This is a genomic window from Nonomuraea sp. NPDC049684, assembly GCF_044465345.1.
Classification (GTDB): Bacteria; Actinomycetota; Actinomycetes; order Streptosporangiales; family Streptosporangiaceae; genus Nonomuraea.
In genome coordinates this window covers 1-26,694 of sequence record NZ_JBITLO010000005.1, presented here as the reverse complement: position 1 = coordinate 26,694, position 26,694 = coordinate 1, and the positions used below count along the sequence as shown (strand labels likewise).

Below are 26,694 nucleotides of genomic sequence, written 5' to 3'. Positions count from 1 at the left end.
GCGTACCCGAGGATTGGCCGTCGCGACGGCGGTGGCGGCCGTGCTCGCGACCGGCACGGTCATGGCCGCGAACGGACGGCAGGCGGCCGCGCCGTCCCCGGCGGCGCGGCCCCTCCCGCGGGCGGTGGCCGTGCCCCTGGAGCGGGCGTGGCCGCAGGCCGTCGTCACGATGCCCGGCATGCGCGCAGACGGCCTGTTCCGCTTCCCGGTCACCGCGCTCGACGCCACCCGGATCCTGGTCGTCGCCGGGCCTGGGATGGCGACGATCCGCGCGATCGAGGTCTACGACACCACCACCCGGACGTTCCGCGAGATCACCGGCATCTCGGTGCCGCCCGGCATGCGGACCTACCGCCCCCAGCCGCCGGCGCTGGACGGGCCGAACCTCGCCTGGCACGTGAACGCCGTACGGAAGGACGGCACGCAGGTGCGCGAGATCTGGACGGTCCCGCTCGCCGGCGGCCCGCCCCGGCTGGTCGCCGCGATGACGGGAGAGCACCTGCGGATCGAGCGGATCGCCCTGGACGGTGACCGCATCATCTGGTCCGAACGGACCGGCGGCGTGTGGTGGATGCCGATCGCGGGCGGCGCCCCGACGCGCTTCCCGGGCAGCGACGGCCTGCACCTCGTCGCATGGCCGTGGGCGAGCGACGTCGCCGACGGCGAGGACCGGAACCCGACCAGGCTCGTGAACCTGGCGATCGGCCGCCCCTCCACCAAGGACGTCGTCGCGCCCCTGGACGTCCTGAGGCTGCGCTGCGGCCCGTCCTGGTGCCAGGGCGTGCGGGGCGGGCGCACGTACCTGCAGCGCCCGGACGGCGGCGGCGCGGCCGAACCCCAGGGGCTCGGCCTCGTCCCCAAGCTCGGCGACTACCCGGCCCTCGACCGCTTCGTGGTGACCGGCCGCGCGGTGTACGACGTCCGGACCGGCACACTGGCCGCGTCGGACCGGCCGGGCATCTGGTGGGGGAACGAATGGTCCGCCGAACCGGCCGCGATCGTGTATTGGGGCGAAAGCCTGCGCGACGGGTACCGGGTGCTCAACTTGGCAGCCGTCCCGCCCGCGCAATAGCGTTCGTGGCCATGCGGACCTTCGCGAACGTACAGGAACTCAAGGCGGCCGTGGGCGAGACGTTCGGCCCGACCGAGTGGCGCACCGTCACCCAGGAGCAGGTCGGCCTCTTCGCCGACGCCACCGACGACCACCAGTGGATCCACGTGGACGTGGAGCGCGCCAAGGAGGGGCCCTTCGGCGGCACGATCGCCCACGGCTTCCTGACCCTGTCGCTGCTGCCGACGTTCATGTTCGAGATGGTGCGCGTCGAGGGCATCGCGATGGGCGTCAACTACGGGCTGAACAAGGTCCGCTTCCCGCGGCCGGTGCCCGTGGGCGGGCGGGTCAGGGCCGTGGGCGAGCTCACCGACGTCAAGGGCACCCCGGCCGGTTACCTGGCCAACCTGAAGGTGACGATCGAGATCGAGGGCGAGCGCCGGCCCGCCTGCATCGCCGAGTCGCTCATCCTGTACGTCCCCGCGAGCTGATCACCGCAGCGACACGACGATTCCCACCACCGCGGCGATCCCGATCAGCCCGAGATAGGCCAGTACGAGCCGGGTGTCCCTGAGCAGGCATTTGCTCCGGGTCAACCCGGCCCGCCGCGCCTTCCAGTAGCCCGCGAACCCCAGCGCCGCGAAGCCGAGCACCGCCCAAGGCCCGAGCAGCCAGGCCAGCAGCGCCACGGTGGCGTACACGCACAACCGGAGCGGATCGTACGGCTGGCCTTTCAGAGGATCACCAGCCCCGGCTCGGCGGCCACCGCGGACAGCCGCTGCCGCGACAGCTGCGGCCAGGCCTGCACGGCGCAGAACGGCGCGCACTGGTCCTGCTCGGCACGCGTGCCGACGTGCACACAGCACTGCGTGAGCCGCTCCTCGATCATGGTCGAGATGTCCATGAACGGCTTGATCGTGATCCGCACCACCCGCTCGCCCAGCATCCTGCGCAGCTTCTTCCGCCGGCCCGGCAGCGCCGAGGAGGCGAGGGTGAGCAGCGTGGCGACGCCGAGGTCGCAGTTCTCGCAGATGTCCCGCCACAGGTCGCCGATCTGCGGGTGGGACAGCGACGACTGCTCCGACAGCAGCCCGAGCAGCGACTCCTGGACGGCCATCCGCAGCTCGCGCGGCAGTTCGGTGTCGGCGATGCGGTTGGAGACCAGGCCCAGGTTCTCCTTGAGGCGGTCGTGGCCGATCAGCGCGACCAGCGAGCGCCACTGCTGGGCGTCGTCGCGGATCAGGTAGCCGACCGAGCAGCAGTGGGGGTGCGAGCAGGGCAGGGCGGTCAGGTCGCGCCAGGTCACCAGGCCGCCGGTCTGCGGGCCGAGCCGCTTGAGCACGCCGGTGTGGGTGAGCCGGTCGGACGGGTCGATGACGCCCGACCGGCCCGAGCCGAACTGCGGTTGCAGCGACACGCCGCCGACGAACGGCGTGTCGAGCGCGAGGCGCACGACGTCGCCGATCTCGCCGTCGTTGACGCCCAGGGCCGCGGTCATGACCAGGGTCGTGAAGATCTCCCGCTCCGACAGCCGCCGTACGGCCTCCGCCTTGATCCGGCGCAGGTCGCCGCCGCGGTGGTGCCTGGACGCCTCGGCCGAGGAGCCGTCGTACTGGAGGTAGACCTCCACCCGGTCGCGGTGCTCGGTGAGCAGGTCGAGCAGGGCGTCGTCCCTGGCGACGAGCACGCCGTTGGTGTTGATCAGGATGCGGGTGACCGGCCGGCTCACCAGCTCGGCGAGGAGGGTCTTCAGCTCGGGGTGGAGCGTGGGCTCGCCGCCGCTCAGCATCAGGACGTCGAGCTTGCCGTTCTCCCTGGCCAGACGCTGGTCGACGTTCGCCAGCACGTCGGCCACCGGGACGACGCCGGTCAGGTCGGGCGAGCTGTCGGCGAAGCAGGTGGGGCAGCGCAGGTTGCACGCCTCGGCGATGTCCTCCAGCAGGATGCAGGTGTGCTGGGTCTGCATCTCGGGCAGGCCGTTGAGGTACGCGCCGGGGATCGGGGCGAAGTTTCCGGACACGTCGGGGATGTGCTGCTTGGTGGGAGCGGTCCACTCCTCCAGGTAGGAGAGGATCTCCGGGTCCTCGTCGTACAGCGTGCGGATCAGGCCGTGTTCGCGGCAGCCGCGTTCCAGCCACACCCTGCCGTCGCGTTCGGCCAGCCGGCCGCTCAGCCGTTCGACCCGGTCGAGGTCCTGGCCGTGGCACTTCGGGCAGAACGCGTTGACGTACCGGAGGATGCGGTCTCCCCGTAGCCCCATCCCTGCACTCATGTCGTGACCTTCCGTCCGAAAAGGGCATCGTAGTGGCCTCGACGCCAGCCGTACGCGAGCCTGAGCGCGAGCAACGTCAGGCCGGGGACCAGGAACCATTGCGGCCCGGTGAGGTCGAGCCACAACGTCTCGTTCGCCCTGGTGAACTCGACCAGGAACCGGAAGACCGCGTATCCGGCGAGGTAGAGCGTGAACAGTTCCCCGGGCTCGGTCAGCCGCTTGCGCGCCCACCGCAGCGCGACGAACGCGGCGAGCTGGAAGACGATCTCGTACACGAACGACGGATGCATGGCCTGACCCGTCAGACATCCCGGACATTCCGGGGTGGACGGCGGCGCGTGCACCCCCCAGGGCAGGTCCGTGGGCCTGCCGGGGGCCTCGGTCAGGTGACAGCCGATGCGGCCGATCGCCATGCCGAGCGCCACCGCCGGGGCGAACAGGTCACCGGTACGCTCCTTGTAGCCGATGACCTTCTTGGCGACCAGCACGCCGACGTATGCGCCGGTCAGGCCGCCGAGGATGCTGCGGGAGCCGTAGAGCCAGAGGTCGGCGAGGTCGAGCGTGTCCAGCCAGCCCGCCAGCCGCATGCCGATCGCGCCTCCGACCAGGGCTCCGGTGACGGCGACCAGTGACTGCTCGTTGAGCGCGCCCCTGGCCCTGGCCTCACGGACGAAGACCACCGAGGCCACCAGGACGCCCAAGCCGACGAATATCTCGTGGTAGGGCATGGCTCAGCCGTACCGGCTGGGGTTGAGGGCGGTACGGCTTCCGGCCGTCAGCATCGACCACGGTGTCCAGCCGATCGCGAGCCTTGGCGCCCGCAACCCCGACCTACGGACCAGACCGGCCCCCAGGCCGACGAGGGCCAGCAATTCCGCGGCGACGAGCATGCTTCCCTTGTTCGTGCCGTTGACGGCGGTGTAGGTGACCACGCCCACGACCAGCACCGCGCCGAGAAGGATCGTGGAGCCGCGACTGCTGCTGGATGGTGGTGACTGTGGATGCCTTGACGGCGACGGTCGTTGCGGTGGCGACGGGAGCGGCGAGGAGTTCCCCGCCCGCGACCGTGACGGTGGCGGCGGCAACGATCCCGGCTGCCACAGGGACGGTGACAACATCCCCAGCTGAGACGACGGCAGAGGCAACGATCCCGCCTGCGACACGGGCAACGGCAACGGCCCCACCTGAGACGAGCCTGGCTGGGACACGGGCAGCGGCAACGGCTCCGGCGGTGACGACATCGATCCCAGCTGTGACGGCGACAGTGGCGGTGGCCAGTTCTCGTACGGCCGCGGTGAACCCTGTGGCGGTGGTGTCGTCATCCCGCTACCTCTGGCCGGCCGGGGACGCTACGTGCCGAACGATCAATGCCGTCACCTATGCGTACAGGCTGGGGTTCAGCCCCGTGCAATATCCGGCCGAGACGATCGACGCCAACGACCACCCGATCATCAACCCGAGCCCCAGCCCGAACGACCACGGCTTGCGCAGAACGACCAGCACGATGCCCACCCCGAGCCCCAGGAGCAAGAGGAACCCCGCCGCGACACCGATCGCCGCCGAGGACTCCAAGCTCAACGCGAGCAGCCCCACCACCAGGTTGATCACCAGGTAAGCGAAACTCCCGGCGAACGCCAACGCCACGGTCAGCCCAGCCTGCCGCCTCGGCTGCGACGGCCCCACCGGAGGCCCGGTCGGCGGCCCGAACGGCGGCTGCCCGGGAGGAGGAGGCCCAGGCGGACGCTGCCCAGCCGAAAACTGCCCAGGCCCCCCGAACGAAGGCTGCCCATGAGGCGGCTGCCCAACTGGCCCGGACACAGGCTGCCCGAACGACGGCTGCCCAGACGCCCCAGAGGGACGCTGCCCAGACGGCGGCTGTCCCGGAACCCCGGACGAGGGCTGCCCAGACGACGGTTGCCCAGACGAAGGCTGCCCGGCGGAGGGCTGCCCGGAAGGCGGCTGTCCAGGCGAAGGCTGCCCGGACGCAGGCTGCCCGGACGCAGGCTGGCTGCCGGGCGGCCCGAGCGGACGCTGCCCGGACGGAGGCCGCTCGGAGGGCGACGGAGGCCACTCGGAGGGCGGCTCCCCGGCTGGAGGGGGCGGCGGCATGGTCACGGCGTTCACCCTACGGGGCTAAAGCGACTCTGAGTAGTAAATCGCCGCCTGCACACGGCTCTTCAGCCCCAGTTTGTTCAGCAGCCGACTGACATGCGTCTTCGTGGTGGCCTCCGCCATGTCGAGCTCCTTGGCGATCTCGGCGTTGGACAGGCCGCGACCGATGCAGGCCAGCACCTCACGCTCGCGCGGGGTCAGGGCCTCCGGCTCGGGCGCCTCACGGCGGGGCGGCTGGTCGGCGAAGGCGGCGATCAACCGTCTGGTGACGCCCGGCGCGATCATCCCCTCACCACCCGCCACCAGCCTCACGGCCTCCACCAGGGCGTCGGCCTCGGTGTTCTTGAGCAGGAAACCGGCCGCCCCCGCCCGGAGAGCACCGAAGACGTACTCGTCGACGTCGAACGTCGTGAGGATCAGGACGTCACTCACCCCCGCCAGCTCCCTGGTGGCGGAGATGCCGTCGAGACGAGGCATGCGGATGTCCATGAGGACGACGTCAGGGCGCAGATCGCGAGCCAACCGAACCGCCTGCTCACCATCGGCCGCCTCACCCACGACCTCGACGTCGTCGGCGCCGTCCAGAATCATCACGATCCCGGCCCGTACGGCCGCATGATCGTCAGCCACCAACACCCTGATGCTCATGCCACGCCCGTTCCGCCATCGCCATTCCTGGACCACTCCCCCTCCCCGGGACGTTCACCACCACCATCCCCGAGATGTTCACCGTCATCACCAGCGCACTCCTCCACCGGCGCCAACGCCGCCCCTCCAACCGCCCGCCACCGCACCCCCCGCCCATCCACAACCCCAGCCTCCGGCACCGACACCGGCACCGGCACCCCCGCACCCCGCCCGCTCGAAGCCCGCTCCCCAGAACCACGCCCCTCCCCAGGACGGTCACCCGAGACACGACCGCCCAAAGCGCCATCACCCGGGGCACGCCCACCCACAGGCCGGCCACCTGACGCGCGACCGTCCGACGGGCGGGCGTCAAGCGACTGTGTTCCCGGGTTGAGCGACGTCGGAAAGGCCGCCGCGATGCGCCACCCCTCCCCCGACCGCCCAGCCTCGAAGAACCCTCCGACCAGCGAAGCCCGTTCGCGCATGCCGATCAGCCCCGCCCCCGAACCTGGCAGCCGAGCTCCCCGCCGCCCGACCCGGTTCTCGACCGTCAGGAGAACCTCCCGAGGTTCGTACGTCAGCGAGACGACGACCGGCGCTTCACCATGCTTGAGCGCGTTCGTCAGCCCTTCCTGAAGGATGCGATATCCGGCCAGATCCACCGAAGCCGGAACCTCACGCACCTCCCCGTCGACCCGCAGCTCGACCTCCATCCCAGCCCGCCGCGTACGCTCGACCAGGCTCTCCGCGTCGGCCAGCCGAGGCCGGGTGGCCTCAAGCTCCGGCCCGTCCCCCTCGCGCCCGCCGTTGGCGTCCCGCAGCAGCCCGATCATGTCCCGCATCTCGGCCATGCCCTTGACGCTGTTCTCCCGTACGGACTCCATGACCTTGCGAACCGTCTCCCGATCCAGGTCCTTACGGGACAGAGCAGCCGTCGACTGGATGGCGATGGCACTGAAATGGTTCGCGATCATGTCATGCAGCTCACGAGCCATCCGCGTACGCTCGGCCGCGATCGCGGCCTGCCGATCGAGCTCGGCCAGATGCGCGACCTGCTCGGCCCGCGCGCGTTCCGCGGCCGCCCGGTCGCGCTGCTCCCGCAGCACCCAGGCCGTGGTGACCGGCGTGACCAGCACCAGCCCCGCCTGGATCCCCATGACGGCCAGCAACCGCCAGTCCGCCGCGATGAACGCCGCCACCGCCCCGCCCACCACGGCCAGCACCGTCGTGATCCCGAGCAGCCACCGAGCGAGCCGCACCGGCCCGTAGAGCGCCGCGGCGTAAAGATTGTCGGTGAACACCAGCACGGTCGCCAGCGACGGCCCCACCAGCGCGTCGATCGTGACGGCCGCCACCCCCAGCGCCAGCGACCACAACGGGGCGCGCTGCCGCAGCAACACGGCCGAACAGGTGATCGCCAACGGCACCAGCAACACCCACACCGGCACGCCACGGCGCAGGTATCCACCGGCCAGAATCAGCAACGCCCCCAGAACGAAGGCCCCCACGGCCGCCACCCCAGGCGGCACCCTGCCCTTCTCCTGACCGCCGCCCCCGGAGGCCCGTCGCGCCTCGAACCGCCTCAACCACCGCGAACCCACCGGCGCCCCGGCCCGCCACGGCAGCGACACCGACCGCCACCAGGCCGACACCGACCGCGTCAAGGCCGGCGGCCGGTCAGCGCCCCTACGCACCCGGACCACCCGGCCTGCTCCGGCCCCGCCCACACCCAGAACCGCCGAAGCCGGCCCCCAGCGGCGCCCCGGACAGTGTCGCCCGACCCGCCACCGCCCGCGCCCCGGCGCCACAGCCCCTCACCGCCGCTCGTGTCATGTCCTCATCTCACCACTCCCGGACGCCGCCGCCGTCCTCCGAGGGTCAGCCTGTGGATACACCTTTCGATGTATCCACAGGCTCGTTTTCGCCGACGATGTGCCGGGCCACGAATCGCCGCAAGCTGGTACACGTGATTGTCGCCATCCTCATCGGCTGCGAAATCGGCTTCTGGCTCCTCCTGGGCCTCGGCCTGGCCTGCCGCTACCTCTGGAAGCGCCGACGGCTGAGCACAGCCCTGCTGCTCTGCGTCCCGCTCCTCGACGTGGTCCTCCTGGCCGCGGCGGTCATCGACATGCGCGGCGGCGCCACGGCAGACCTGCGCCACGGCCTGGCTGCGGCCTACCTGGCCTACTCGATCGTCTTCGGCCACCGGACGATGCGCTGGGCCGACGCCCGCTTCCACCACCGCTTCGCCGGCGGCCCCCCGCCCTGGAAACCGCCAGCAGGCGGACCCGCCCGGACACGCTACGAGTGGGCGTTCTGGCTGAAAATGCTCCTGGCGTACGGAATCTCATGCCTGATCCTCTTCGGCCTCATCTGGCTCGTGAACGACCCCTCCCGCACAAAAGCCCTGGTGGACTTCATGCTCAACCTCCTCAAGGTCCCCCTGATCGCCCTGATCTGGCCGGTGAGTTACACGCTCTGGCCCAAGAAGGACGAGCCGGCTCGCCAGTGATCGCGGTATTCGGTTCGATGCACTGCACAGAACCCGCTATGCTTGCTTACGCAGCGAGCGGCCGTAGCTCAATGGATAGAGCATCTGACTACGGATCAGAAGGTTGGGGTTTCGAGTACCTCCGGCCGCACAGCAGGTCAAAGGCCCTTCGGGATTATCCCGGAGGGCCTTTTTCGTGGGCGTACAGCAGCGTTGTACAGCAACGCCGCCGAGCCTAACCGTCTGATTCGGCGGTCAGACGCTCATTCAGCCGGTCGAGCGCCTTGCGGGTCTCGGGGCTCGGGATCTGCGTGTAGACGTCCATGGTCATCGAGATCTGCGAGTGCCGCAGGATGCGCATCGCCACACGCGGGTGGACGTCGAGGGCGGCCAGGAGCGAGGCACAGGTGTGCCGGGTGTCGTGCACACGTATGCGCGGGACGCCCGCTCGACGGCAGTGGTTCTCGAAGGCCCGGTTGAAGTTGCGCGGCTCGATCGGCGTACCGGTACGGGTCGTGAACATCATGTCCGAGGTCTTCCATGCGTCCCCGGCCATCTTCTGCGCCTCCTCCTGGATGCGCTGGCGGTGCTTGAGTGCGGAAACGCACAGGCCGAAGAGTGGCAGCGAAGCGGTCGAGTCCTCTGTCTTGGTGGTGTGCCGATGGAGGAGCCGGCCACCGACCCTGGTGAGCTGGTGGGAGATCCAGAGCTGTTCGCCGACGAGATCCACACTGTCCCACGTGAGACCAAGGACCTCTCCCCTACGAAGGCCCAGGACGAGGATGAGCACGTACGCCGCGTAGAGAGGGTCTTCGACCTCCCGTAGGTGTTCCAGGAATCTGCGGGCCTCGTCGACAGTCCAGACCGTGTTCTGGCGCTTTTTCTTGGTCTTGCTGGCGCTCGGGAGCGTGGTCAGCGAGGCGACGTTTCTCGTGACCAGTTCTTCCCGCAGGGCGTGGCCGAGCGCCGAGCGCAGGACCCTCCGGATGCCCGCGATGCTGCTGCGGGAGAGGTAGCCCTTGCAGCACTTGCCGATCGAGCAGCACCGTCGCTTGTGCTCCGGCCGTTTGTGATCCTTCCGCTGGTCGCAGCAGGTACAGAGCGTGGGCAAAGTGTTGAGCCAGGCTTGCACGTCCCGGACGGTGAGCTTGTCGAGGCGCTTCTTGCCCAGGCCGGGGACGATGTACAGCCGGACGAGCGGTTCGTACGCCACGTAGGTCGTGGGCTCCCTGTTGGGCTCGATGACTTCTCCGAGCCAGCGCTTGAGGAAGGCGGCCACCGTTTCGTGCTTGGTGGCCACCGGTCCCCTGCGGGCTTGCTCATGGAGCTTGAGCCACTTCTCGTGGGTCTCCTCGCGAGTCTTGCCGTAGGCCCACTTGCGGGTCTTCTTGCCTTCCGGCGTGGTGACCCAGACGTAGCCTGCCCAGCCGTTCTTGTACGGGAAGATCGAGCCTTCGTTGTTGGCGCGCGTACGGCGACTCGTACGCGAACGCTTGGGTTCCTCCGGGGAGGCGAGCGTGCTCTTGGCGGGCATCAGGCGGCCTCCTCGCAGAGTCGGGTGATGTAGTCGTTCAGCGCGGTTGCGGGGATGCGGCGGCAGCGGACGCCGACGAGGATCGAGCTGAGTTCGCCGGAGCGGATGAGGTTGTAGAGGGTCCACCGGCTGACCTGCAAAGTGGCCATGGCTTGCGGAACCGTGAGCAGTTCAGGCGTCATGTGGTTCCCCCAGGTTCGGCACGCGGTGGCCTGTGATGGCGGCGGCGAGGAGTTGTTCTCCGAGGGAGAGGCCCTGTCCGGCGTACTCCCAGTGAGCGACGACGAGGATGGTGTCCTCGTCGAAGAGCGGCAGCCGCCCGAGGCTGATCTCTTCTGTGCGCATGTGTTCTTCGCGGGCGGCGCGGAGGTCGCCGAGGGTGGTGGAGTAGTGGCGGCTCTTGGTGGAGAAGTGGCCGCGGAAGCCGAGCATGTGGGCCCATTGGGTGAGCCGTAGGTCGGCCAGGTCCTCGTCGCTGCCCAGCCGCATGCAGGCGGCGATCAGCCGGCGGGCGTGGTCGCGAACGGGGAGGGCGTCGAGATTGTCGAGTGGCTGGATACGCCGGTCCAGAGTGCCGACGCACTCGGCGGCCTTCGTGGCGTACTTGGCGATGTAGGCCGCAACCGCCTGTTCGGTGAGGTCGCCGTCCATGGAGATGCGGCGGACGTCGAGCTGGGTGCCCCACCGGAACGTTCGGCTCAGCGGCTTGACCTCGGCCGTCACGGCGGCTGTCGCGTGCTGGACAGCGTCGGCCAGGGCGTCAGCGGTGGCCCAGCCCGGTGGAGGTGCGTTAGGACCGTCGGGTCCATCCAGGCGGATGACCGCATGGAAGTGGACGACACCGCGGCGCTGGTACTCGGCGACCTTGGCGAAGGCGATGGTCACCTGGTCGCGTAGGGCTTTGACGGTCAGGCCGTTGAGGCGGGCGAAGCGGCGGCGCAGGGCGAGGGTGAAGCGGCGCCACAGTTCGGGGCTGATGGCGTTGAACAGGACCGAGCCGTCGTAGTCGTAGCAGTCGGGGCACAGCGGTTCGCCCAGACGCGGGTCGTCGGCGTGATGCCGGTCGGTGCAGGACATGAGCTGTCCGTGCGGGCAAGTGTGCGCATTGCGGCGGGCGTGGCAGGGCAGGACCTTGCCGTTCATCTCCCGCCGCACGTGGACCGCCCCGAAGGATGGTGCCGTTAGGGTGACGAACAGGCACGGGTGCGAGCTGACCGTCGCCGGGACGCCCTTGCCGCCGACGAGGCCGGCGCGGACGAGTTGGTAGGTGTCGGCGCGGTAGACCTCGGCGCAGGCCGGACACCGGGAGGCGCGGCGGGTCTTGCACGGGACGCGCAGGACACCGCCCGGTTCGCGGTTGGTGCTGTAGCGGTGGAGCAGTTGGCCGGTGGCCTGGTCGAAGTGCTCGACCTTGCCACGCAGGTGGATGGGCTGTCGGCAGCCGCCGGTGCGCTTGATCTGATGCGCCCAGCGGTCGTAGTCGGGTTGGTGGAGCCGGTCGATCATCCCGGCTATGGCGTGTGAGTGGTGCAAGATGGATCCGTCCTGTCCGGATGCGTTCTGGAGTGGGATGGCCCCTCACCTGGCGCGGAACTTGGCGGTTGTGTGGCCAGGTGAGGGGATCTCGGCTATGCGCCGTGGTTGTCGATGCCGCTGCCGTCGCAGTCGCGGCAGGTGTCGCTGTCGCCGTCGAGGCCCGTTCCGTTGCAGGTGCAGCAGCGGCTCTTGGCGAGCGGGACGGGGGCGAGGATGGCGGGCCAGTGGGTCCAGGGTTCTTCGGTCGTCATGGGCGGTGGTCCTTGCGCGGGGTGATGGTGACGTAGAGGCGGTAGTTCCGCGGCCGGCTTCTGTCGGGGAAGGCCCGCGACATGCTGGTGACAGTGAAGAACTGGCGTAGGTGGATCATGCCGAGGGTGAGTTCGGCGCGGTTGCCTTCGAGGCGGATGCGCATGGTCAGGGCTCCTGAGTGGTGTCGATCTGGATGCAGCCGCGGTAGCTGTCATCGGCGGCGTGACGGGCGCGGGCGGCGGCGAGGATGGCGATGAACTCGTAGCGGACCGGTCCGAAGCCGATGCCGGTCATGTAGTGGTCATGGGGCAGGTGGTGGGGGTCGATCTCTGTGCCGAGCAGGGCGGCGACCTTGTCGACCTCGGTGCGCATGTCGTCGTCGGAGCCGTTGTCGGGGAAGGCGTGGAGGGTGACGGGCGCTATCGAGATCGGGATCTGAGGGTGGGCCTTGAGGAAGCCCGCCATGGCGATGAGTCCGGCGATGAGGGCGTCTCGGTCGTTGTTCATGGTGGTGCGCCTTTCAGGTGGTTTCAGGGACGGTGCGCAGGGTGTGGAGCAGGTCGGAGGCGAGCTGGTCGGACACGCCCAGGCGGGCGCGGAGAACGTCGCGGGTGATGGGCTTGCCGTGTCGGGTGTGGTGTTCGTCGGCGACGCGGCGGGCGTAGTCGACCAGTGCCGGGGACGGTCCGGGGTGTTCGTCCTGGCGGTCCTGGGCGGGGACGAGGGCGGGACGGTCTGCGGATGGGACGGCTACGGGTGCGTCGGGACGCGGAGGGGACGCGGGGACGTCTTTCCGGGACGTCCCGAAGACGTCTGGGGACGAGGTGGGACGCGGGCCGGACGTCCGCCGTTCGAGCATGGAGACGGCGATGAGGAAGGCGGCTGCCGGGGTGGCTGCGGTGATCCAGCCCCAGGCGGTCGGGTCGGCTTGTTGGAGGTTGGCGGCCAGGGACAGGACGATGCCTCCGGTCAGGACGAGGACGGGCCAGGAGATCAGGCCGCGTCGTTCACGGGCGGTCTTCTTGTCGCGTTGCCGCTCGCGGGCGGCCATGACACAGGTGAGGTCGATGCAGACGGCGATCGCCCAGGCCATCCAGCCGGACTGTCCGTGGTCGCTGGCGGTGTCGCGGATGTGGGTGAAGGACCCGGCTCCGGCGATGAGGGCCAGGACGAGGACGGGGCCGGTGTCGAGAAGCCAGTGGGCGAGGCGTCGCATCGGAGTTCATGCCTCTCTTGGGTCAGGGATGGAGTTGAGGAACTCGGCGAGGTCGGTGTCGCTCACGTGGGCGGCGTGGCCGGCGACGACGTCGGCCCAGACGGGCGAGCGGTCGGCGTAGGTCGAGGCGGCGAGTTCGGCGGCTTGTTCGCTGACGTAGTAGGAGCGGGCGCGGTACCACTGGCCGTCCTGTGAGGCGACGATGGCGACGCCCGGTGTCTCGGCGGGAATGGCGCGAGCCGATGCGAGGGCGGCGGGGTCGAGGTCGCCGAGCGTCATGGTGGCGGTCTCGGGATCGTTGACCCGGTGGCAGATCCGCCCGGAGCACTGGGCCCGTAGAGCGGTGACGCCGGGTCCGAGGTCGGAGCCGATGCGTTGGCCGCAGCAGAACAGGTAGATGCCGAACGCCCTACCGAGCTGGGCGACCCGAAGCAGGGCCGTCGAGGTCTTGGCGATCTCGTCCTTCTCCGACTTGTCGGCCATCAGGTACAGCTCGGCCAGTTCGTCGACCAGGACGACGACGGGTACGGGCCGCTGATCGTCCGGGAGCTGCCAGATGTTGCGTGCGCCGGCCTCCCGGCACTGAGCCATGCGGCCGGTCATCAGGCCCACGAGATCGTCCAGCAGGGCGACGCATTCGGCTCGTGTGGTGCCCAGCGCTGACAGGCGAGGGCTGTACGGAGTGAACTCCACGCCGCCCTTGAGGTCGAACCCGACCAGGGCGACCGGTTGTGGAGCCAGCCCTTGGACCAGGGCGTTGGCGAGGTTGGACTTGCCGGACTGCGTCGCTCCGGCATTGAGCCAGTGCGGGACGGTCCTGAAGTCGATGGTCCAGGGGCCGCCGGTCTCCAGGCGTCCCACTGTGACCTTGAGCAGTTCGGGCGAGGTCGGCAGCGTCTCGACCCGGACGAGTGGGTCACGGACGGTGGCGGACAGGACGACCCGTCCGGGACGAGGGGAGGAAACGCGGATCGCGTGGACTCCCCAGGAGTGGGCGAGTCGTTCGGCGGCGTCGGCGTAGTCGCCGGGGATCTGCCCTTCCAGGGTGTGCAGGGTGACGCGCCAGCCGTAGCGGGTGGGCTTGGGCAGCCACATGAACGGCTTGGTGTCCACGGCGATGCGCTGCCACTTGCGCCGGACGCGGACGACGCCGGTCGAGGCGACCAGGCCGGGGACGGTGGTGAACCAGAAGCGCTGCCGCTTCTTGGTCAGGTGACAGCCGAGGGCGACCTTGCGCCAGCTCGCCCGTACGCTCACCGCGACCAGCGGGAAGGCGGCCACGAGCCAGAACGACGGGTAGTGCCAGCGGCGCCAGGCCCAGAGCCCGGCCGCCGCAGCGGCCAGGACTCCGAGCATGAGGAGCGTGGTGTCAGACACGAAGCGGCTCCGTGTCTGCCGGTAGGAGAGCGGCGGCGCGGTAGGAGATGCCCCACCGGCCAGCGATTTCCCAGACGTAGCCGACCATGCCGGACGGGTTGACCTGCTGACCGGCGGCGATCGGGGGTTCCCCCGAAGTGCCGATCTTGACGAGTTCGATCCGGCCGAACTCGTCTTCCACCGAGACGGTGATCTCGTAGACGGTGTTGCCGTTCTTGTCGGTCTTGATTTCGCCGGTGTCCTTGTTGACCAGGCGCGGCTTCGGTGCCTTAACGCAGGTGATGACGAGCTTGGAGGTGTCGACGGGGATCGGGATGGTGCGCATGAGAGCTGGTCTCCTTCAGAGTGACTGAGCTAGTTACAAAGATACCTAGGTAACTAGCTCTGTAAACCGAGATAGCTAAATCGCTTCGAGATTCCTTACAGGTTGCCCAGAGACCTAGGCATCTAGAACCGCTAAAGTTGAGTCATGGCAACCACTGACCGGCGCCGGCCGTACCTGCGGATTGCCGAGGACATTCGGCGCGACATCGCCTCAGGCCGGTATGCAGTGGGGGAGCAGCTCCCCGTGGCGCGTGAGCTGTCCGAGAAGTACGGCGTGGCCATGATGACCATCGGCAACGCCCTGGCCGTACTCCGCGACGAAGGGCTCATCGAGACCCGCCAGGGGGCGGGCAGCTTCGTCACCCGCACCCCTGATGACGTCGAGGCCGTCCCCGCCCCTGGCGAGCACAGCGAAGAGTTCCGCATCATCTCCGAGCAGTTGCGCGAGATCCGTCAGCACATGAACAAGCTGACGGTCAGGCTGGACGAGTTGGACGCTCGGACTCGCCCTGATCAAGCCGAGTAGAGACCCTGGTCGCACGCCGCTGGAGTTCGGTCAGGTCGACCGCGATCTCCGCCAGCTCGCGAAGCAAGATCTGTCGTTCAGTCTCGCTAAGACCCATGTATCACCCCATCGTGTAGGCAGGACGCCGAAGCGCCCCCGGGTTACCTGCTGGGTGGGGAGCCATTGCGCGGATAGCCCTCCGCTTGTCGTACTTAGAGCAGCCGCATCACCTTGGCGAGGTTGAGGATCTCGCGCTGACGATGCAGCTTGCCGCTGTCTCGCAGGTCGCGCACGATGTTGCGGACCAACGGACGGTTCCGGACGTGCTGAGGCGCGATCCGGTCGGCACGGAGCAGAGCGTCTGCGGCTTCGTTGTCCTTTCTGTTCATGTGGTAGCCCGCCGCGGTGCAGGTCCAGTAGTGAGCTTGGCGTTCGGACGAGGCGATCTCGGCGATCTCGACGTGTTCCGCCCGCGAGATGACCTCACGAGGCCGGCCCAGCTCCATACTGACCTCGACGGCGTGAATGGTGGTGTTGACCCGGTTGAACTGGGTCTGGAACGCGTTCCCGTCCCGCGGCAGGACCTCGGCGACGCGGCGGGCCTCGTCCAGATGGCTCTCCGCCTCTCTCTGGTCCCACAGCCGGGAGTACGCCACGGCGGCCCGCAGATGCAGGGCACCCCACATCGCCTTGATCGTGTCGTCTCCGCTAACGTACGGCTCGATCTGGTCCAGTGCCGACAGAGCCGCGTCCTTGGCCGGGTCGAGCTGCGCTTCGTGCAGCCACACCCCGCACAGGTCCCAGCTCGCCGCCGCGATCAGATCAGGCGAGCCCACGTGCTGCGCGGCCACGAGTTCGCGCTGTACCGCCGTCCAGCCGAGATCATGGTGCCCCAGCAGGTTCGACGACACCCGCGCCATGTGGCAGGCCCGTAGCATCAACGCCTCGGCCCGGTCGCGATCGGCCGAGGAACCGTTGGTGATCGCGATCAGGTCGATGAGGATCCTGGGCAGCACCTCACCGAGGGCGGTGAACTTGGCGTCCTGACGAAGCTGCTCCGCCAGGCGTACGTTCGCCTCCAACTCCTGCAACGTCCGCGGCTCCCCGCGCGCCGGCAGCCCGATCCCGCTGGGCAACGACGCCCGCTGAAGCGCGAGCCGAAGCCCCGGAACAGCCGCGTGCCCGGAGTCGAGCTCCGTCGTCTCGTGCTGGTACGGCTGGCCCGTCAGCTCGCCGACCTCCACCCCGAGCGCCTCGGCGAGCTGCCCGACGACACTCATCCGGTCCAGCGGCATCCGCCCGTTCTCCACCTTCGACAGCCAGGAGACAGATCGGCCGACCTTCTCGGCGAGGGTTGCCTGATCCCAGCCCTTGCGGTGACGAGCCCGCGCGATCCGCTGGCCCTGCGTCACGTACTCTGTTGCCACGTCGCCGCCCCTCCTTCTCGTCGTCGCCTGCTTCGACGATAAGACGGGTGACCTGCGTCACTGGCAGAAAAACTGCCAGTCGGAGGGCATGCGAAACCGCAGGTCGGCCGTCGACCTGCGGAAACGTTCGTCACTGATCGACTTCAGAAAGTGACGCTACGTGTGCATGACTCGCCGGGACTGTGTGTCGCTACCTCGCTTCCCCGCACATGAGCTGTCGCCACAGCGTCATGGCATCGACGACCCGCATGCGCGGGCTCTCTGCCAGACCCCAGGGAAAGACGGACCGGTCGTGTCGCCGGACGAAGCCCTGGCCGCCGGCCATGCATTGCTCGAAGACCAGCGGCAGGCATTCGCAGGTGTAGTGCACGACCCGGGCCTGATCCGGAGACCGCTCGACCGGGAGCCACCTCACCGACACCGCATGAGGGCGAGGCGGGGCAGGGTGCGTACCGTGGAAGTCTCCGAAGTCTGCCACCGGGCTCACCGTCCTTCGTAACGCGCGATCGCCAGCTCGGCGCCGGCACTGCTCGCGGATGTCCCGACCGATGAACAGGCGTTGGTGAGCGAGGAGCTATCTCCAGTCGCACAGCGCATCCTCGTGGAGCGGCAGACCGAAGCGCCCGAACGGAGCCCCACCCGGAGGGACTCCGAACAGCCGCTCACCAACGCCATGCCCGCAACCTATCCCAGCCTATATTAACCTGTCTATAGCATTCCTAGCAATGCCTGTTCTATGCCGTTAGGTGCAGGGATACCTAGAGTCGTCCCGTGATCGAATGGGACCCGCGGCTCTACAAGTGGGAGCAGATAGCCAACGTCGTGGCCGAGCGCATCGGCGACGGCACCTACCCGCCCCTCACCCTCATCTCCGAGGTGAAGCTGCAGGAGGAGTTCGACGTCGCACGAGTGACCATCCGCAAGGCGATGGAAGCACTCAGAGAACGAGAGCTGATCACCACAAAGCCCGGCAAGGGCTCCATCGTGTCCCCACAGTAGTCATGCCTGCCCCCTCAACAGCAGCATCTGAGGCGACACCTGATGGGGGCTATCCACGGCACCTTCACAGGCGCTGGGCCGGCCTGTCGTTATGCGAGGATGGACCTGGGGAGCTTCGGTCCTAGACTCGGGCTATGGCCAGGACTGACCGCGCCAGCCGGCTGATCGCGGCACCATCGGCGACTGTCTACGGCGCCCTCCTCGACCGGGAGTCGCTCGAAGCTTGGCTGCCGCCGGACGGCATGCGCGGGCGGATCGAGCGGTGGGATCCCCGGCCTGGTGGCGGGTTCCGGATGGTCCTCACGTACCTCGACCCCACCGACAGCCCCGGCAAGACGTCAGACGCGACGGACGTCGTCGATGTCGCGTTCGTCGACCTGGTTCCACCGGAGCGCGTGGTGCAGCGGGCAGTGTTCGAGGCCGATGATCCGTCGTACGCGGGCACCATGACGATGACCTGGCACCTGACTGCCGTCGGCGAAGGGACCGAGGTAACCGTCACCGCCACGGGCGTACCACTCGGCATCGACCAGGCGGTGCATGAAGCCGGGATCGCCTCCTCGCTGGCCAACCTGGCGTCGCACGTCGAAGAGGCCGGCTGAGTCAGCTCGGCTTGGGACCGAGGGGCCAGCCCCAGCCTGACCAGCATCGCCAGCACGAGAGAAGTCAACAAAACAGCAGGTCAGACGGAGAGCCTCACGGCCGGATGAGAACTTTCCCTACGGTTTTAAAGCGGCCCGCCTACGGCGGTCCGCATCGCGCGCCGGTCGGCCAGCCGGCCGGGCTGCGGCTCTTCGGCCGGTCCCGGCCGGCGCCGCCCACGCGCTAAGTTCCACCAGGCGGACTACCACAGCTGGGAATGCCTTCTGGTAGTCGATGTGATCCCCCGTAAGGCTGCCGCGCCGCTTCCGCTCCTCGGGCCTTAGCGGCCCTGCGGTACGGGTCGGCTTGCCACCGAATTACCCGGTGTCCTCATGTCGCAGGTTAAAGACGACGAGCAGGTCCGTAGACCGACCCAACGCGCCGAATGTTTTATGAGGACATAAAACGCCCCTCAAGCCAAAATACTTTTACCGGCCTCTGCTCGTTGCAGTCATGCTCGACTTGGGCTACTCGCACGTCCAATCCGGGGCTCGCAGAAGCAACGGATCGGATCAGCCATGTCACTTCGGCCGACTAGTGCGGCGTCGAACACAATATGCTTGTCGCGAAAGGCCCAAGCATCTTTTTCCGATAGCGTGACACTTTCTGCTTTAACCCTGGCTCGCCGACCATCAAATATAAAAAGGAAACCTCGTCGATCGTACGTAGCATTTCTTTCGCGTGTCCTGTCGAGGTATTCCGCCAGCTGTCTGAGCCCTTCATGTGCCCGACTTTCAGCATGGCTGCTCGTTATCCTTGGGTTGTCGCCCAGCACACCACTATGTCCGAGCCACTTAATTTCAATCATAGCAATGCGATTAGAGTTTTCCCACTTAATTTCTATGTCAACCGGGTTGCGGTCATCTACATTGCTCTCTGGCCTGATGTCTGGATTACCTTCCAGACTGCTAGTCAGATGCTGTACTAGCGAATCACGCATGTGAGCTTCAGGTGCGGACTGCCAAATGATCCGAGCTTCTTCACGCCACAGAGACGCTAGGATATGACATTGGCTGGAGCGGGCGAGGCGCACTGCATAGCGATCGAGGCACTCGGCCAGTTCACTGAACTTAGATATGCCGAAGATTTTAGTGAAGGCGACGGTTGCAGGAACCTTGCCTAGGTGTCCGTTAACCCAGAACTCTTCTCCCTTGCCAGGTACATAATGATAGAGAACGATACCCTGGCCGAGTTCTGCCGGGCCATACATCTCCTTCCAGACCCAGAACACATCGTCATCACTAACTTCGACCGTCAATACGCCGTCGTTGTGCAAGGCGAGGCTAGTAACTTCCGTTACCTTATAGGCACGAGAGTAGTCAAGAGGATTCGCATTGCCGTCGGTGCGATAGAAGACGGTGAGAGCAACGTTGATGGATTCATAATCCACTGCTCGATGGATCTCTTTAAGTTTCGGCAGGAAATCACGTAAGACATCTGGCGCAGAATCCCCCAGACTCTCCGCTGCTACCGTGATGTAGTGCCCGCGAGCCAGTTCAGCAAGCCGCTCTAGTTGAGTCTGGTTCACGCTATCCCCTCACTAGCTCCCAGCGCTAGAGGCCTGCTCTAGCAAGAAACTGAGCCATACCACCGCCGGAACCATATAGTCAGGAATGTCGTTCCCTAGCGTCGTTTTAAGTACTGCAAATTGATCATAAACCTGCGTCAGATTGGCATCTTCCAAAAGTTCTTGCGGCACATCGAGATGCACAGCTCGGGCAAGGTGCGGTTCGTGAGAGACTCCTTCTTCGACGGAAGAAACGGGCATAGCAGCAGAGGCGCCGGTGGATCCACGCAAATAAGGAATGCGGTCTTTGAAACGCCCGAGTTCTAGCCACCGCTTGAGCTCTCGCTTACCAGTCTCCGTGATCTGGAGCTTGTCTTCGTTTGATGCAAGCAGGTGTCGAGACTTGAGAAACTCGACAGCGTGGAATAGTTCCAAACTAAAGGGAGACGAAGCAGGTGTAGAAAAAAACGTGTATCCCCAACTAGCCACTGGTTTTCTGTCGTATAGCCCAAGAAGGCAAGCCAGGTATATGAAAATCTGTACTGCGCTTAGCGAGATGCCCCCTCGCTCACCTGAAACTTCCGAGACCACGAACAAGGCATCAAAGGACGCCTCTGGTGATGCTTGGATCAAAATATTCTCCCGTCCAAGCTGGCCTGAATGGCAGCATACGATTGGTCGAAAAGTTCTTCGGAACGGGCTTGAACTTCTGTAAGAACGGACCAGTTAGTCATACGCTCAACATGCATAAGCTCGCGACTGCAGACATGTGCCAACTCTAGAACCAGGCGATTAGAGTTCAAGTTAGCTGTCATAATAAGCCGGTTGCATCGGCGTACAAACGCCCCAAACATTTCGCCAGCACGGCTTTCGTAGGCAATGTCAAGTGAGCCTTCGGGAGTATCGATCAGAAGACATGCCGGCGATCGTCCTCCAAGCATGTGTTCTGTAAGAGCCATCCGCAGGGCTATATCTATGAAGTACCGTTGGCTCTCAGAGAGCATGTTCTGCTCTCGTCGAGTCTGCCCGTCGACAGTGACTACAAGCTCAGGCCCGCGAGCTCGTGGCTCAAGTCGGCAGTGCAGGTCCATCCCCAAGAATGCACGCGCCAGACTCTGGAACCGTGGCAGGAATTCAGTTTCTGCTTCCGCGTACCTGTCAGCAAGCTCGCGCTTAACCGGGTTAAGAAGAGCGTAGTATTCATCACGCTTCTCGCGGAACCGATCTCTTCTCTCTTGAGCGTTTCGATATTCGGCTTCTAGCTGCTTGATGACCTCCGAGACGCCTGAGTGTGCTGCCTTATTCCGAATCCACTCGGAATTTTCCTCTTCGAATTGCTCGACGGCACGTGTGGCGGCCCGAAGCTCTTCCTGCGTCGAAGCAAGCTTCTGTGCCGTCCGTTCGAGATCCTCCTGGGCAGACTTCAACCGTGTGCTGCTTTGCTGAAGCCTCAAGTCCAACTGGCGCAGGGCGTCAAAGTCCTCGTCCGTATCAGTCGCCGCCGTTGTGTCGCTTCGGCACAGAGGACACTTGTTTGAGGCAATAAGACTTTCCAGCTCACTGAGCTCACTGATGTCTGTACTGCCACAGATTCCGCAATTTTGCTCATGCATCAGCCTCGTTATCAGCGGATGCTCGATAGCGCCACTGCGAGGACTTAGGCGCTCGTTGAAAACACGATCGTACTCAGCCATGAGTGCATGATGCTCTGCAGCAGCGATGCCGACGTTGAGTCTCGCGTCTTTTTCTTGTGCGAGCCTGTAATTCACGGCGGCTGTGCACTTCTCTTGAGCGTTTGTCAGTTGGCGATGCTTCTCTTCCAGATCCTCATTCAGTTCAGCTGGAGCACCGCTCCTCTCTAGAAGGTCCTGGATCTGCGAACGTGCGGATGTCGCTTGATACTGGGCGTTTCTGGCTTGCGACTCAAGTCGATCTGCTTTTCTCTGCCACTCGCCAGCTGCGTCTGCGCGGGAAGTGTCGAGACCGAAAGCAAGAAAGAGAGAGAATCGAGCTACTTCGGGGTCCCAGAACAGCAAATGGCGACGCTCATCAAAGGTGACCAAGAGATGCTGAATGTATACCAGTTGGTCAAATTGAGCTAGGCCAGTGTGCTGCAGGATATGAGACTCATATTCATAAAAAATCTCTTTGCAAGTGGCGGTCTCTTCGATCTCGGCCGCCCGCTCTACCTCGTACCCAGGCCCGTGAATTCTCAGGTATTTAAGCTCATCTACTTGGAAGAAGCCGCGACGGACAGTGTAGTCGTATGGGCCGACGGAGAAGTCGATTGTTACGTCGGCGATTTCGCGGTCGCTCGTCTTGATTCTTCCGGTGAAGTAGTCAGACGCGTAGGAGCGAGCACCTTGGCGATACTCAGAGAGCGATAGAACCTTGACATCTGGAGGGGCCACTGCTCCAGTGAGAGCAAAATTCAGAATCGCAAGAAAAGTAGATTTCCCAAGTCCGTTGGCGCCCGACAAACAAAAAACGTCTTTGTCGAAGGAAACTATGTTTTCGATGCGGTTTCGGTAGAGAGAGAAATGAGAGATTTTTAGACGTTTGACCTGCGGTAGCAGTATCCCGGTCGCGGTCTCACTCATCCAAGCCTCCCTGAATGGCCCTCACGCCTCGTGACTGTACTGGTTTGGAGGGACCTTCGCCAGGTACGCTCTGGCTGAAGTCGCGGATCGATGGACTCAGTCTGGAGCCCTAGTACATACTGCGTCCTACAGCGCCCCTGGTACAGAGACAGGTGGCGCTATTTGTGGTACCCTCCGCTAGTTGTGTGGCTCGTGCTTGCGCCAGCGGTGTTTGTTGCCCTGCCTACAAAGGCAACCGGAGCCACCGGGGACCACGAGGAGTACCTATGGCTCAGGCCGGCGCCGGCGCGCTGACCACTCATTACCGCAACCTTCAAAAGGAATGGAAAGTTACATCCAGCGAGACGTACCGGCGACTCGTCGTTCCCAACGGAAATGCTTCAACGCCGTTTCACCGATGGTTTCATCTGAAAGAGGCTTACTCCTCGCAGCTGTTTGCCCAATTGGTCGCTGACAGTGGTTTCAAGACGAAGGATCCCTTGCGGGTTTTCGATCCCTATAGCGGTAGCGGTACTACTCTTCTTAGCGCTCTCGACTTCTCGGCGGATAAGAACATCCCCAGCGATGTGAGGGGCGTTGAGCGAAATCCGTTCTTGTGGGAGCTTTCGAATGCCAAGGTGCTTGGCAGGATCTCGGGGCGAGAGGCCGCCAAGAGCTTTCAAGTTGCGTTGGAGTCAGTTGAGAAGATCTTTCGCGATTTACGGAACTCGCCGTTGCAGGTGCCAGAGCAAGCTACATTGCGGAACGAGGCTTATTTTCCGAGGGAAAACGTCGAGGATCTCATCGCTATTCGCCTTGCGATCGATGCTTGTTCGGAAGGTTTGACACGCTCCCTTCTTAGAGTCTGTGTTGCTGCTTCTGTTGAAGCCTGCGGGCGTCTCCGCAGAGATGGACGTGCGCTGCGTTTCGTTCCGAATCGACAGCCAAGGACTGCCTGGAGTGCCTTCAGCGAGCGTGCCGCAGCAGTTCTGCAGGATATGGAGGTCTCTGAGCCACTGGAGGGATCCGGAACTGTCATCCTTGGCGACGGCAGGGAAGGAAGCCGAGGGACTGGCGAATACGATTGGATTGTTTTCTCTCCACCATATCCTAATAACATCGACTACACAGAAGTCTATAAGACGGAAGCTTGGGTACTCGGCTGCTACGAAAGTCCGGATGATATGAAGGCTCAGCGACAGTTGACGGTACGCAGCCACCCTAGCATCCGCTTTAATCAAGGGTATTCCTACCTAAGTACCGACGTGTCTGAAGAGGTAGACGCAGTCATCGATCCAATCATTGCAGCGATACCGGACGATAGGTATCGAAGTGGCAGGATTGAAGTGGTGAAGGGTTATGCTGATGACATGTTTAGAACCTTGAAATCCTGTCGTCGCTCAATCGCGCCCAAGGGTCACTTGGTGTTTATTGTAGGCAATTCCGCTCACGGGGCGGGGGATGATTCATTTATAATTGCGGCAGACGTAGTCATGGGTGCATTGGCGGAATTGGTTGGCTGGCGAGTAGCAGAGCTTCGTGTCGCAAGGGAACTTATTCGCCGAAACGCTGATAGTGAGTTCTTGCGAGAAAGTGTTGTGGTGTTGGAACCCGTATAGATCACGGGCCAGTACCGGAGGCGCATGCCTCACTTCGTGCACCGTCGGCCTGAAGTCCTGGAGGGGTTGACGCACCTACGCGCTTCCGGGTGGCGAGTTGCGATCGTCACCAACAGGGCAGCGGACAACCAGCTCGGCAAGATCTAGCAGACGGGGCTGGCCGAGGCTATCGACGCCTATGCGCTGTCGGGGCAGGAGGGCGTCCGCCAGCCCGACGTCGGCCTGTTTGAGGTCGTGACCAAGCGTTGCGGCGCGGCTCTCTCAGAGGGCGGATGGGTGATCGGTGACAACCTGACCGCTGACATAGCCGGCGGAGGAGCCGCGGCCTCCGGGCAGTTTGGTTCGACCGAGGGATCTGGCGCGGAGTCGACCACTAGGCCGACCACATGGTTACCGACGTACTGCAAGCCATCGAGATACTTGAGACCCACGGCTAATGTGACGCTAACTGTGACGACAACGTCGGCCACCATGAGCACACGTCGGCATCTGGGCAGCACCGCTGACCTCGGCGCGGACCGGGGGAGCAGGGGGATTATTCCGCCTGAGAGTGGACGGTCAGGCGGCCGCGCCGCTTCCGGTGCTCGGGCCTGGCGGCCCTGCGCTACGGGTCGGCTCGCCACCGGATACACGGTTGCTGTACTTCTCGGCTGTACAGCAGAGAAGTACAGCAACGCGGCCTCACACAGCCTGATCGTCCCGTACGGCGTCACACGGTTGAACTGCAGCGCTGGCCCTCGACCACAGCCCTCCGCTTGACTACGGATCAGAAGGTCGAATGGCGGTTGAGATTGGGCGGATTCCTGAGCACGCGCTGGGAACATCAACGCACTTGGCCTGGCAAGTGGAGTCCTGGACAATCAGTCCTCTTCAACAGGACCTTCACGTGTATCTATGCTCATGGTGAGGATCATTCCGTGGTCGTCAATAACGGCTTCGGGAAGGTCCTGGACATCATACACTCGGGTAAGCAAGAAGCGCGTCATGGCGTGAAGTCCAAGCCCGTCGTTACTCGATATAACAAATGAAGGTCTCACCTCGTCTCCAATTTCTCCATTTACCCCCGGCTCTTCAAAGTGGCCGGAGATCGATATATTGCTGCTTCCTACTTTCGACGTTACGGTCCACTCACAGAAATTGTTCCTATCGCCAGACCCATCAAAGATGATAGCGACTGATTTTCCGTTAATCGTCCGAACCCAGGTAGGGCCAGCAAGGATTCCTGATCGACTCGAGGGAAGTTCGGCAAAACCGGGCATCTCGGAGATCGCGCGCAACAAGTTCTCTAGTGCATCAATACCATCTATAAAGCGTGTCTCACGCGGCGATACCCGACAATCCTCAACTCTAACATCGACGGCATCTTCCGCGGCTACAGTGAAGGTCATGGCGATAGTAATTAACCCATCGTACGCAGTACCATAATCGGCGACTAGCTTGTCGCCGAAATGGTCCATATTCCAGCCGGCGACTTCGACGTCGCCCAAGGCTACGATCTCTGCCGTACCGAGGTTCGCTTCGTGGTCAACCTCCACGGAACGGAGGGAGACAATATGGCGAAGCGATTCGACTTGTAGATCGAGGGATAGATATCGATTGGATCCGCCAAGAACCTTGTCTGAGATGCCGGCATCATGGATTTCACCTAGAGAGACAACCCCCGTACCGAAGTCACCCAACTGCTGCCATGCGCCTTGATAAATAGAGCGCACAAATCTGATTTCTATGGGCTCAGTGGCAAGGATGGCGGTTCGAAGTGCCTTGATGTTTGGGAAAATCTTCGCAGTAGATATCTGCCATTCCTGCAGCGCTCTCGAAATGTCTGGATCGGCACTGACGATTACCCAATCAATGTCTCTATTAGCGGCCGCTGTACACGCCAGACGCAGGGATGCGCTATCTGCAGCTCCTGTTTTTACATCAGATTTTCGTTTCGCCGGCGTCCGCAACAATACTTGATCCTGCAATGCAGTAATTGCAATCTCCGGATAGTCCTTTAGTTGCAAAATTCTGAAGGGGTGATCAAGCTCCTCGATGCGTCGGAGAATCGCTCGCTGGATGTCTTGTCGTTCTGCATCCTGGATTCGTGATAGCCGGAGAGCAATGCCGGTGCGGCCAAGCCGCTTCGAGGCGGCATTATTTTTTTCGACATACTCGTTATAAATCTGTTGCGCGTGAGCGGCCCACTCCCACATTACGGGCTCAGGAATCCAAATCTCTATCTCTGGAAGCTTTGTGAGAGCCTTGGCAAGGGTGCCCAACATCTCAATATCAAATTGCCCGTTTCCTGTCGCGTTCGTGTCGACAACAATCGCACGCACACTACCTGGGAGAGTGATGTCATCGCTCACACACCCATCTTGCCGTATCCACGCTCACGGAGCGAGCGCCATTTAGTTAGATACCACCACAACCACACGTCAGCCTACGCGCGACTCCGCTGGGCTTGCATCACTGAAGAGTTTGCTGGGAACAGGGCGTACGTTCGCCTGAGTCCTCGATTGTGGGCTGTTCCGCCGCTTCCGCGCTCTAGGGCCTGTTTCGAAGTGTTGATCAACGGCGTGTCGAAGCCGGACATGCAGAGAGGTCTCCGGTAAAGGGTTCAACGACCAAGAAGAACCAAC

Annotated in this window: 28 protein-coding genes and 1 tRNA gene; 8 read left to right on the top strand and 21 right to left on the bottom strand. The window is 64.5% G+C overall.

The annotated features are described in order from the left end of the window. Positions 1–13 precede the first annotated feature (13 nt). Both ACIBST_RS17140 and ACIBST_RS17135 read left to right on the top strand, forming a co-directional pair. Positions 14–1,072: a TolB family protein gene (locus ACIBST_RS17140; RefSeq protein WP_397173555.1), complete on the top strand. Its 1,059-nt coding sequence runs from the start codon at positions 14–16 to the stop codon at positions 1,070–1,072. A gap of 11 nt (positions 1,073–1,083) precedes the next feature. Further along, entirely contained in the window at positions 1,084–1,542 is a 459-nt protein-coding gene (locus tag ACIBST_RS17135) for a MaoC family dehydratase (protein ID WP_397172633.1), read from the top strand. Here ACIBST_RS17135 and ACIBST_RS17130 read toward each other — a convergent pair whose 3' ends face one another. The 7 genes from ACIBST_RS17130 to ACIBST_RS17100 all read right to left on the bottom strand — a co-directional run bounded on the left by ACIBST_RS17130 (position 1,543) and on the right by ACIBST_RS17100 (position 7,570). Next, positions 1,543–1,752 (bottom strand): hypothetical protein, encoded by a 210-nt coding sequence (locus ACIBST_RS17130; RefSeq protein ID WP_397172632.1) that lies wholly within the window; start codon positions 1,750–1,752, stop codon positions 1,543–1,545. A 32-nt stretch (positions 1,753–1,784) separates the two neighbouring features. Next, the gene (locus ACIBST_RS17125) at positions 1,785–3,323 is read right to left on the bottom strand and encodes a radical SAM protein (protein WP_397172630.1); all 1,539 of its coding nucleotides are present in this window, start codon (positions 3,321–3,323) and stop codon (positions 1,785–1,787) included. Then, complete coding sequence (locus ACIBST_RS17120; protein WP_397172629.1) at positions 3,320–4,051, bottom strand: prolipoprotein diacylglyceryl transferase; 732 nt, start codon at positions 4,049–4,051, stop codon at positions 3,320–3,322. Before ACIBST_RS17120 ends, ACIBST_RS17125 begins: the two co-directional genes overlap by 4 nt. A gap of 3 nt (positions 4,052–4,054) precedes the next feature. Then, on the bottom strand, positions 4,055–4,270 hold the full coding sequence (locus tag ACIBST_RS17115; protein WP_397172627.1) for a hypothetical protein: 216 nt from the start codon (positions 4,268–4,270) through the stop codon (positions 4,055–4,057). 430 nt (positions 4,271–4,700) lie between these two features. After that, entirely contained in the window at positions 4,701–4,967 is a 267-nt protein-coding gene (locus ACIBST_RS17110; protein ID WP_397172625.1) for a hypothetical protein, read from the bottom strand. A gap of 489 nt (positions 4,968–5,456) precedes the next feature. Next, positions 5,457–6,083: a response regulator gene (locus ACIBST_RS17105; RefSeq protein WP_397172623.1), complete on the bottom strand. Its 627-nt coding sequence runs from the start codon at positions 6,081–6,083 to the stop codon at positions 5,457–5,459. Further along, positions 6,080–7,570 carry a histidine kinase gene (locus ACIBST_RS17100; RefSeq protein WP_397172621.1) on the bottom strand — a complete coding sequence of 497 codons (1,491 nt, stop codon included), beginning with the start codon at positions 7,568–7,570 and terminating at the stop codon, positions 6,080–6,082. Before ACIBST_RS17100 ends, ACIBST_RS17105 begins: the two co-directional genes overlap by 4 nt. Before the next feature lie 377 nt (positions 7,571–7,947). Here ACIBST_RS17100 and ACIBST_RS17095 point away from each other — a divergent pair, with 377 nt between their 5' ends. Beyond that, a complete protein-coding gene (locus tag ACIBST_RS17095; RefSeq protein ID WP_397172620.1) occupies positions 7,948–8,574 on the top strand; it encodes a hypothetical protein in 627 nt (208 codons plus the stop codon). Between the two features lie 57 nt (positions 8,575–8,631). Beyond that, a tRNA-Arg gene (locus ACIBST_RS17090) sits at positions 8,632–8,704 on the top strand. A gap of 84 nt (positions 8,705–8,788) precedes the next feature. Here ACIBST_RS17090 and xerC read toward each other — a convergent pair. From xerC to ACIBST_RS17045, 9 genes are all read right to left on the bottom strand, one after another. Continuing rightward, on the bottom strand, positions 8,789–10,087 hold the full coding sequence (gene xerC / locus ACIBST_RS17085) for a tyrosine recombinase XerC (RefSeq protein WP_397172618.1): 1,299 nt from the start codon (positions 10,085–10,087) through the stop codon (positions 8,789–8,791). Continuing rightward, positions 10,087–10,269: a helix-turn-helix transcriptional regulator gene (locus tag ACIBST_RS17080; protein WP_397172616.1), complete on the bottom strand. Its 183-nt coding sequence runs from the start codon at positions 10,267–10,269 to the stop codon at positions 10,087–10,089. Before ACIBST_RS17080 ends, xerC begins: the two co-directional genes overlap by 1 nt. Further along, the gene (locus ACIBST_RS17075) at positions 10,259–11,593 is read right to left on the bottom strand and encodes a replication initiator (protein WP_397172615.1); all 1,335 of its coding nucleotides are present in this window, start codon (positions 11,591–11,593) and stop codon (positions 10,259–10,261) included. The genes ACIBST_RS17080 and ACIBST_RS17075 overlap by 11 nt, the downstream gene beginning before the upstream one ends. 122 nt (positions 11,594–11,715) lie before the next feature. Further along, positions 11,716–11,874, bottom strand: a complete 159-nt coding sequence (locus tag ACIBST_RS17070; protein WP_397172613.1) for a hypothetical protein — start codon at positions 11,872–11,874, stop codon at positions 11,716–11,718. Then, a complete protein-coding gene (locus tag ACIBST_RS17065) occupies positions 11,871–12,038 on the bottom strand; it encodes a hypothetical protein (RefSeq protein ID WP_397172612.1) in 168 nt (55 codons plus the stop codon). The genes ACIBST_RS17070 and ACIBST_RS17065 overlap by 4 nt, the downstream gene beginning before the upstream one ends. A gap of 2 nt (positions 12,039–12,040) precedes the next feature. Continuing rightward, entirely contained in the window at positions 12,041–12,382 is a 342-nt protein-coding gene (locus ACIBST_RS17060; protein ID WP_397172610.1) for a hypothetical protein, read from the bottom strand. Positions 12,383–12,395: 13 nt separating this feature from the next. Further along, entirely contained in the window at positions 12,396–13,091 is a 696-nt protein-coding gene (locus ACIBST_RS17055; RefSeq protein WP_397172608.1) for a DUF2637 domain-containing protein, read from the bottom strand. A gap of 6 nt (positions 13,092–13,097) precedes the next feature. Further along, positions 13,098–14,447 (bottom strand): FtsK/SpoIIIE domain-containing protein, encoded by a 1,350-nt coding sequence (locus tag ACIBST_RS17050; RefSeq protein WP_397173521.1) that lies wholly within the window; start codon positions 14,445–14,447, stop codon positions 13,098–13,100. A 13-nt stretch (positions 14,448–14,460) separates the two neighbouring features. Next, positions 14,461–14,793 carry a hypothetical protein gene (locus ACIBST_RS17045; RefSeq protein ID WP_189653360.1) on the bottom strand — a complete coding sequence of 111 codons (333 nt, stop codon included), beginning with the start codon at positions 14,791–14,793 and terminating at the stop codon, positions 14,461–14,463. A gap of 144 nt (positions 14,794–14,937) precedes the next feature. On the opposite strand from ACIBST_RS17045, the gene ACIBST_RS17040 reads away from it, so the two are divergent. After that, the gene (locus ACIBST_RS17040; protein ID WP_352365802.1) at positions 14,938–15,318 is read left to right on the top strand and encodes a winged helix-turn-helix domain-containing protein; all 381 of its coding nucleotides are present in this window, start codon (positions 14,938–14,940) and stop codon (positions 15,316–15,318) included. Positions 15,319–15,509: 191 nt separating this feature from the next. Here the strand turns inward: ACIBST_RS17040 and ACIBST_RS17035 are convergent, their stop codons facing one another. Then, positions 15,510–16,724 carry a helix-turn-helix domain-containing protein gene (locus tag ACIBST_RS17035; RefSeq protein ID WP_397172606.1) on the bottom strand — a complete coding sequence of 405 codons (1,215 nt, stop codon included), beginning with the start codon at positions 16,722–16,724 and terminating at the stop codon, positions 15,510–15,512. Positions 16,725–17,495: 771 nt separating this feature from the next. On the opposite strand from ACIBST_RS17035, the gene ACIBST_RS17030 reads away from it, so the two are divergent. Both ACIBST_RS17030 and ACIBST_RS17025 read left to right on the top strand, forming a co-directional pair. Continuing rightward, positions 17,496–17,723 carry a winged helix-turn-helix domain-containing protein gene (locus ACIBST_RS17030; protein WP_363943795.1) on the top strand — a complete coding sequence of 76 codons (228 nt, stop codon included), beginning with the start codon at positions 17,496–17,498 and terminating at the stop codon, positions 17,721–17,723. A 134-nt stretch (positions 17,724–17,857) separates the two neighbouring features. Further along, positions 17,858–18,325, top strand: coding sequence for an SRPBCC family protein (locus ACIBST_RS17025; RefSeq protein WP_397172605.1), 468 nt, complete (start codon positions 17,858–17,860; stop codon positions 18,323–18,325). Positions 18,326–18,816: 491 nt separating this feature from the next. On the opposite strand, the gene ACIBST_RS17020 is transcribed toward ACIBST_RS17025, so the two are convergent. Genes ACIBST_RS17020 through ACIBST_RS17010 form a run of 3 tightly spaced genes read right to left on the bottom strand, consistent with a single transcriptional unit; the run spans position 18,817 to position 22,472 of the window. Further along, positions 18,817–19,893 (bottom strand): hypothetical protein, encoded by a 1,077-nt coding sequence (locus tag ACIBST_RS17020; protein WP_397172604.1) that lies wholly within the window; start codon positions 19,891–19,893, stop codon positions 18,817–18,819. Between the two features lie 12 nt (positions 19,894–19,905). Further along, positions 19,906–20,505, bottom strand: a complete 600-nt coding sequence (locus tag ACIBST_RS17015; RefSeq protein ID WP_397172602.1) for a hypothetical protein — start codon at positions 20,503–20,505, stop codon at positions 19,906–19,908. Beyond that, on the bottom strand, positions 20,502–22,472 hold the full coding sequence (locus ACIBST_RS17010; RefSeq protein ID WP_397172601.1) for an AAA family ATPase: 1,971 nt from the start codon (positions 22,470–22,472) through the stop codon (positions 20,502–20,504). Before ACIBST_RS17010 ends, ACIBST_RS17015 begins: the two co-directional genes overlap by 4 nt. Before the next feature lie 266 nt (positions 22,473–22,738). Here ACIBST_RS17010 and ACIBST_RS17005 point away from each other — a divergent pair, with 266 nt between their 5' ends. After that, a complete protein-coding gene (locus tag ACIBST_RS17005) occupies positions 22,739–24,070 on the top strand; it encodes a hypothetical protein (RefSeq protein ID WP_397172599.1) in 1,332 nt (443 codons plus the stop codon). Positions 24,071–24,930: 860 nt separating this feature from the next. Here ACIBST_RS17005 and ACIBST_RS17000 read toward each other — a convergent pair. Then, on the bottom strand, positions 24,931–26,421 hold the full coding sequence (locus ACIBST_RS17000; protein ID WP_397172598.1) for a hypothetical protein: 1,491 nt from the start codon (positions 26,419–26,421) through the stop codon (positions 24,931–24,933). Positions 26,422–26,694 lie beyond the last annotated feature (273 nt).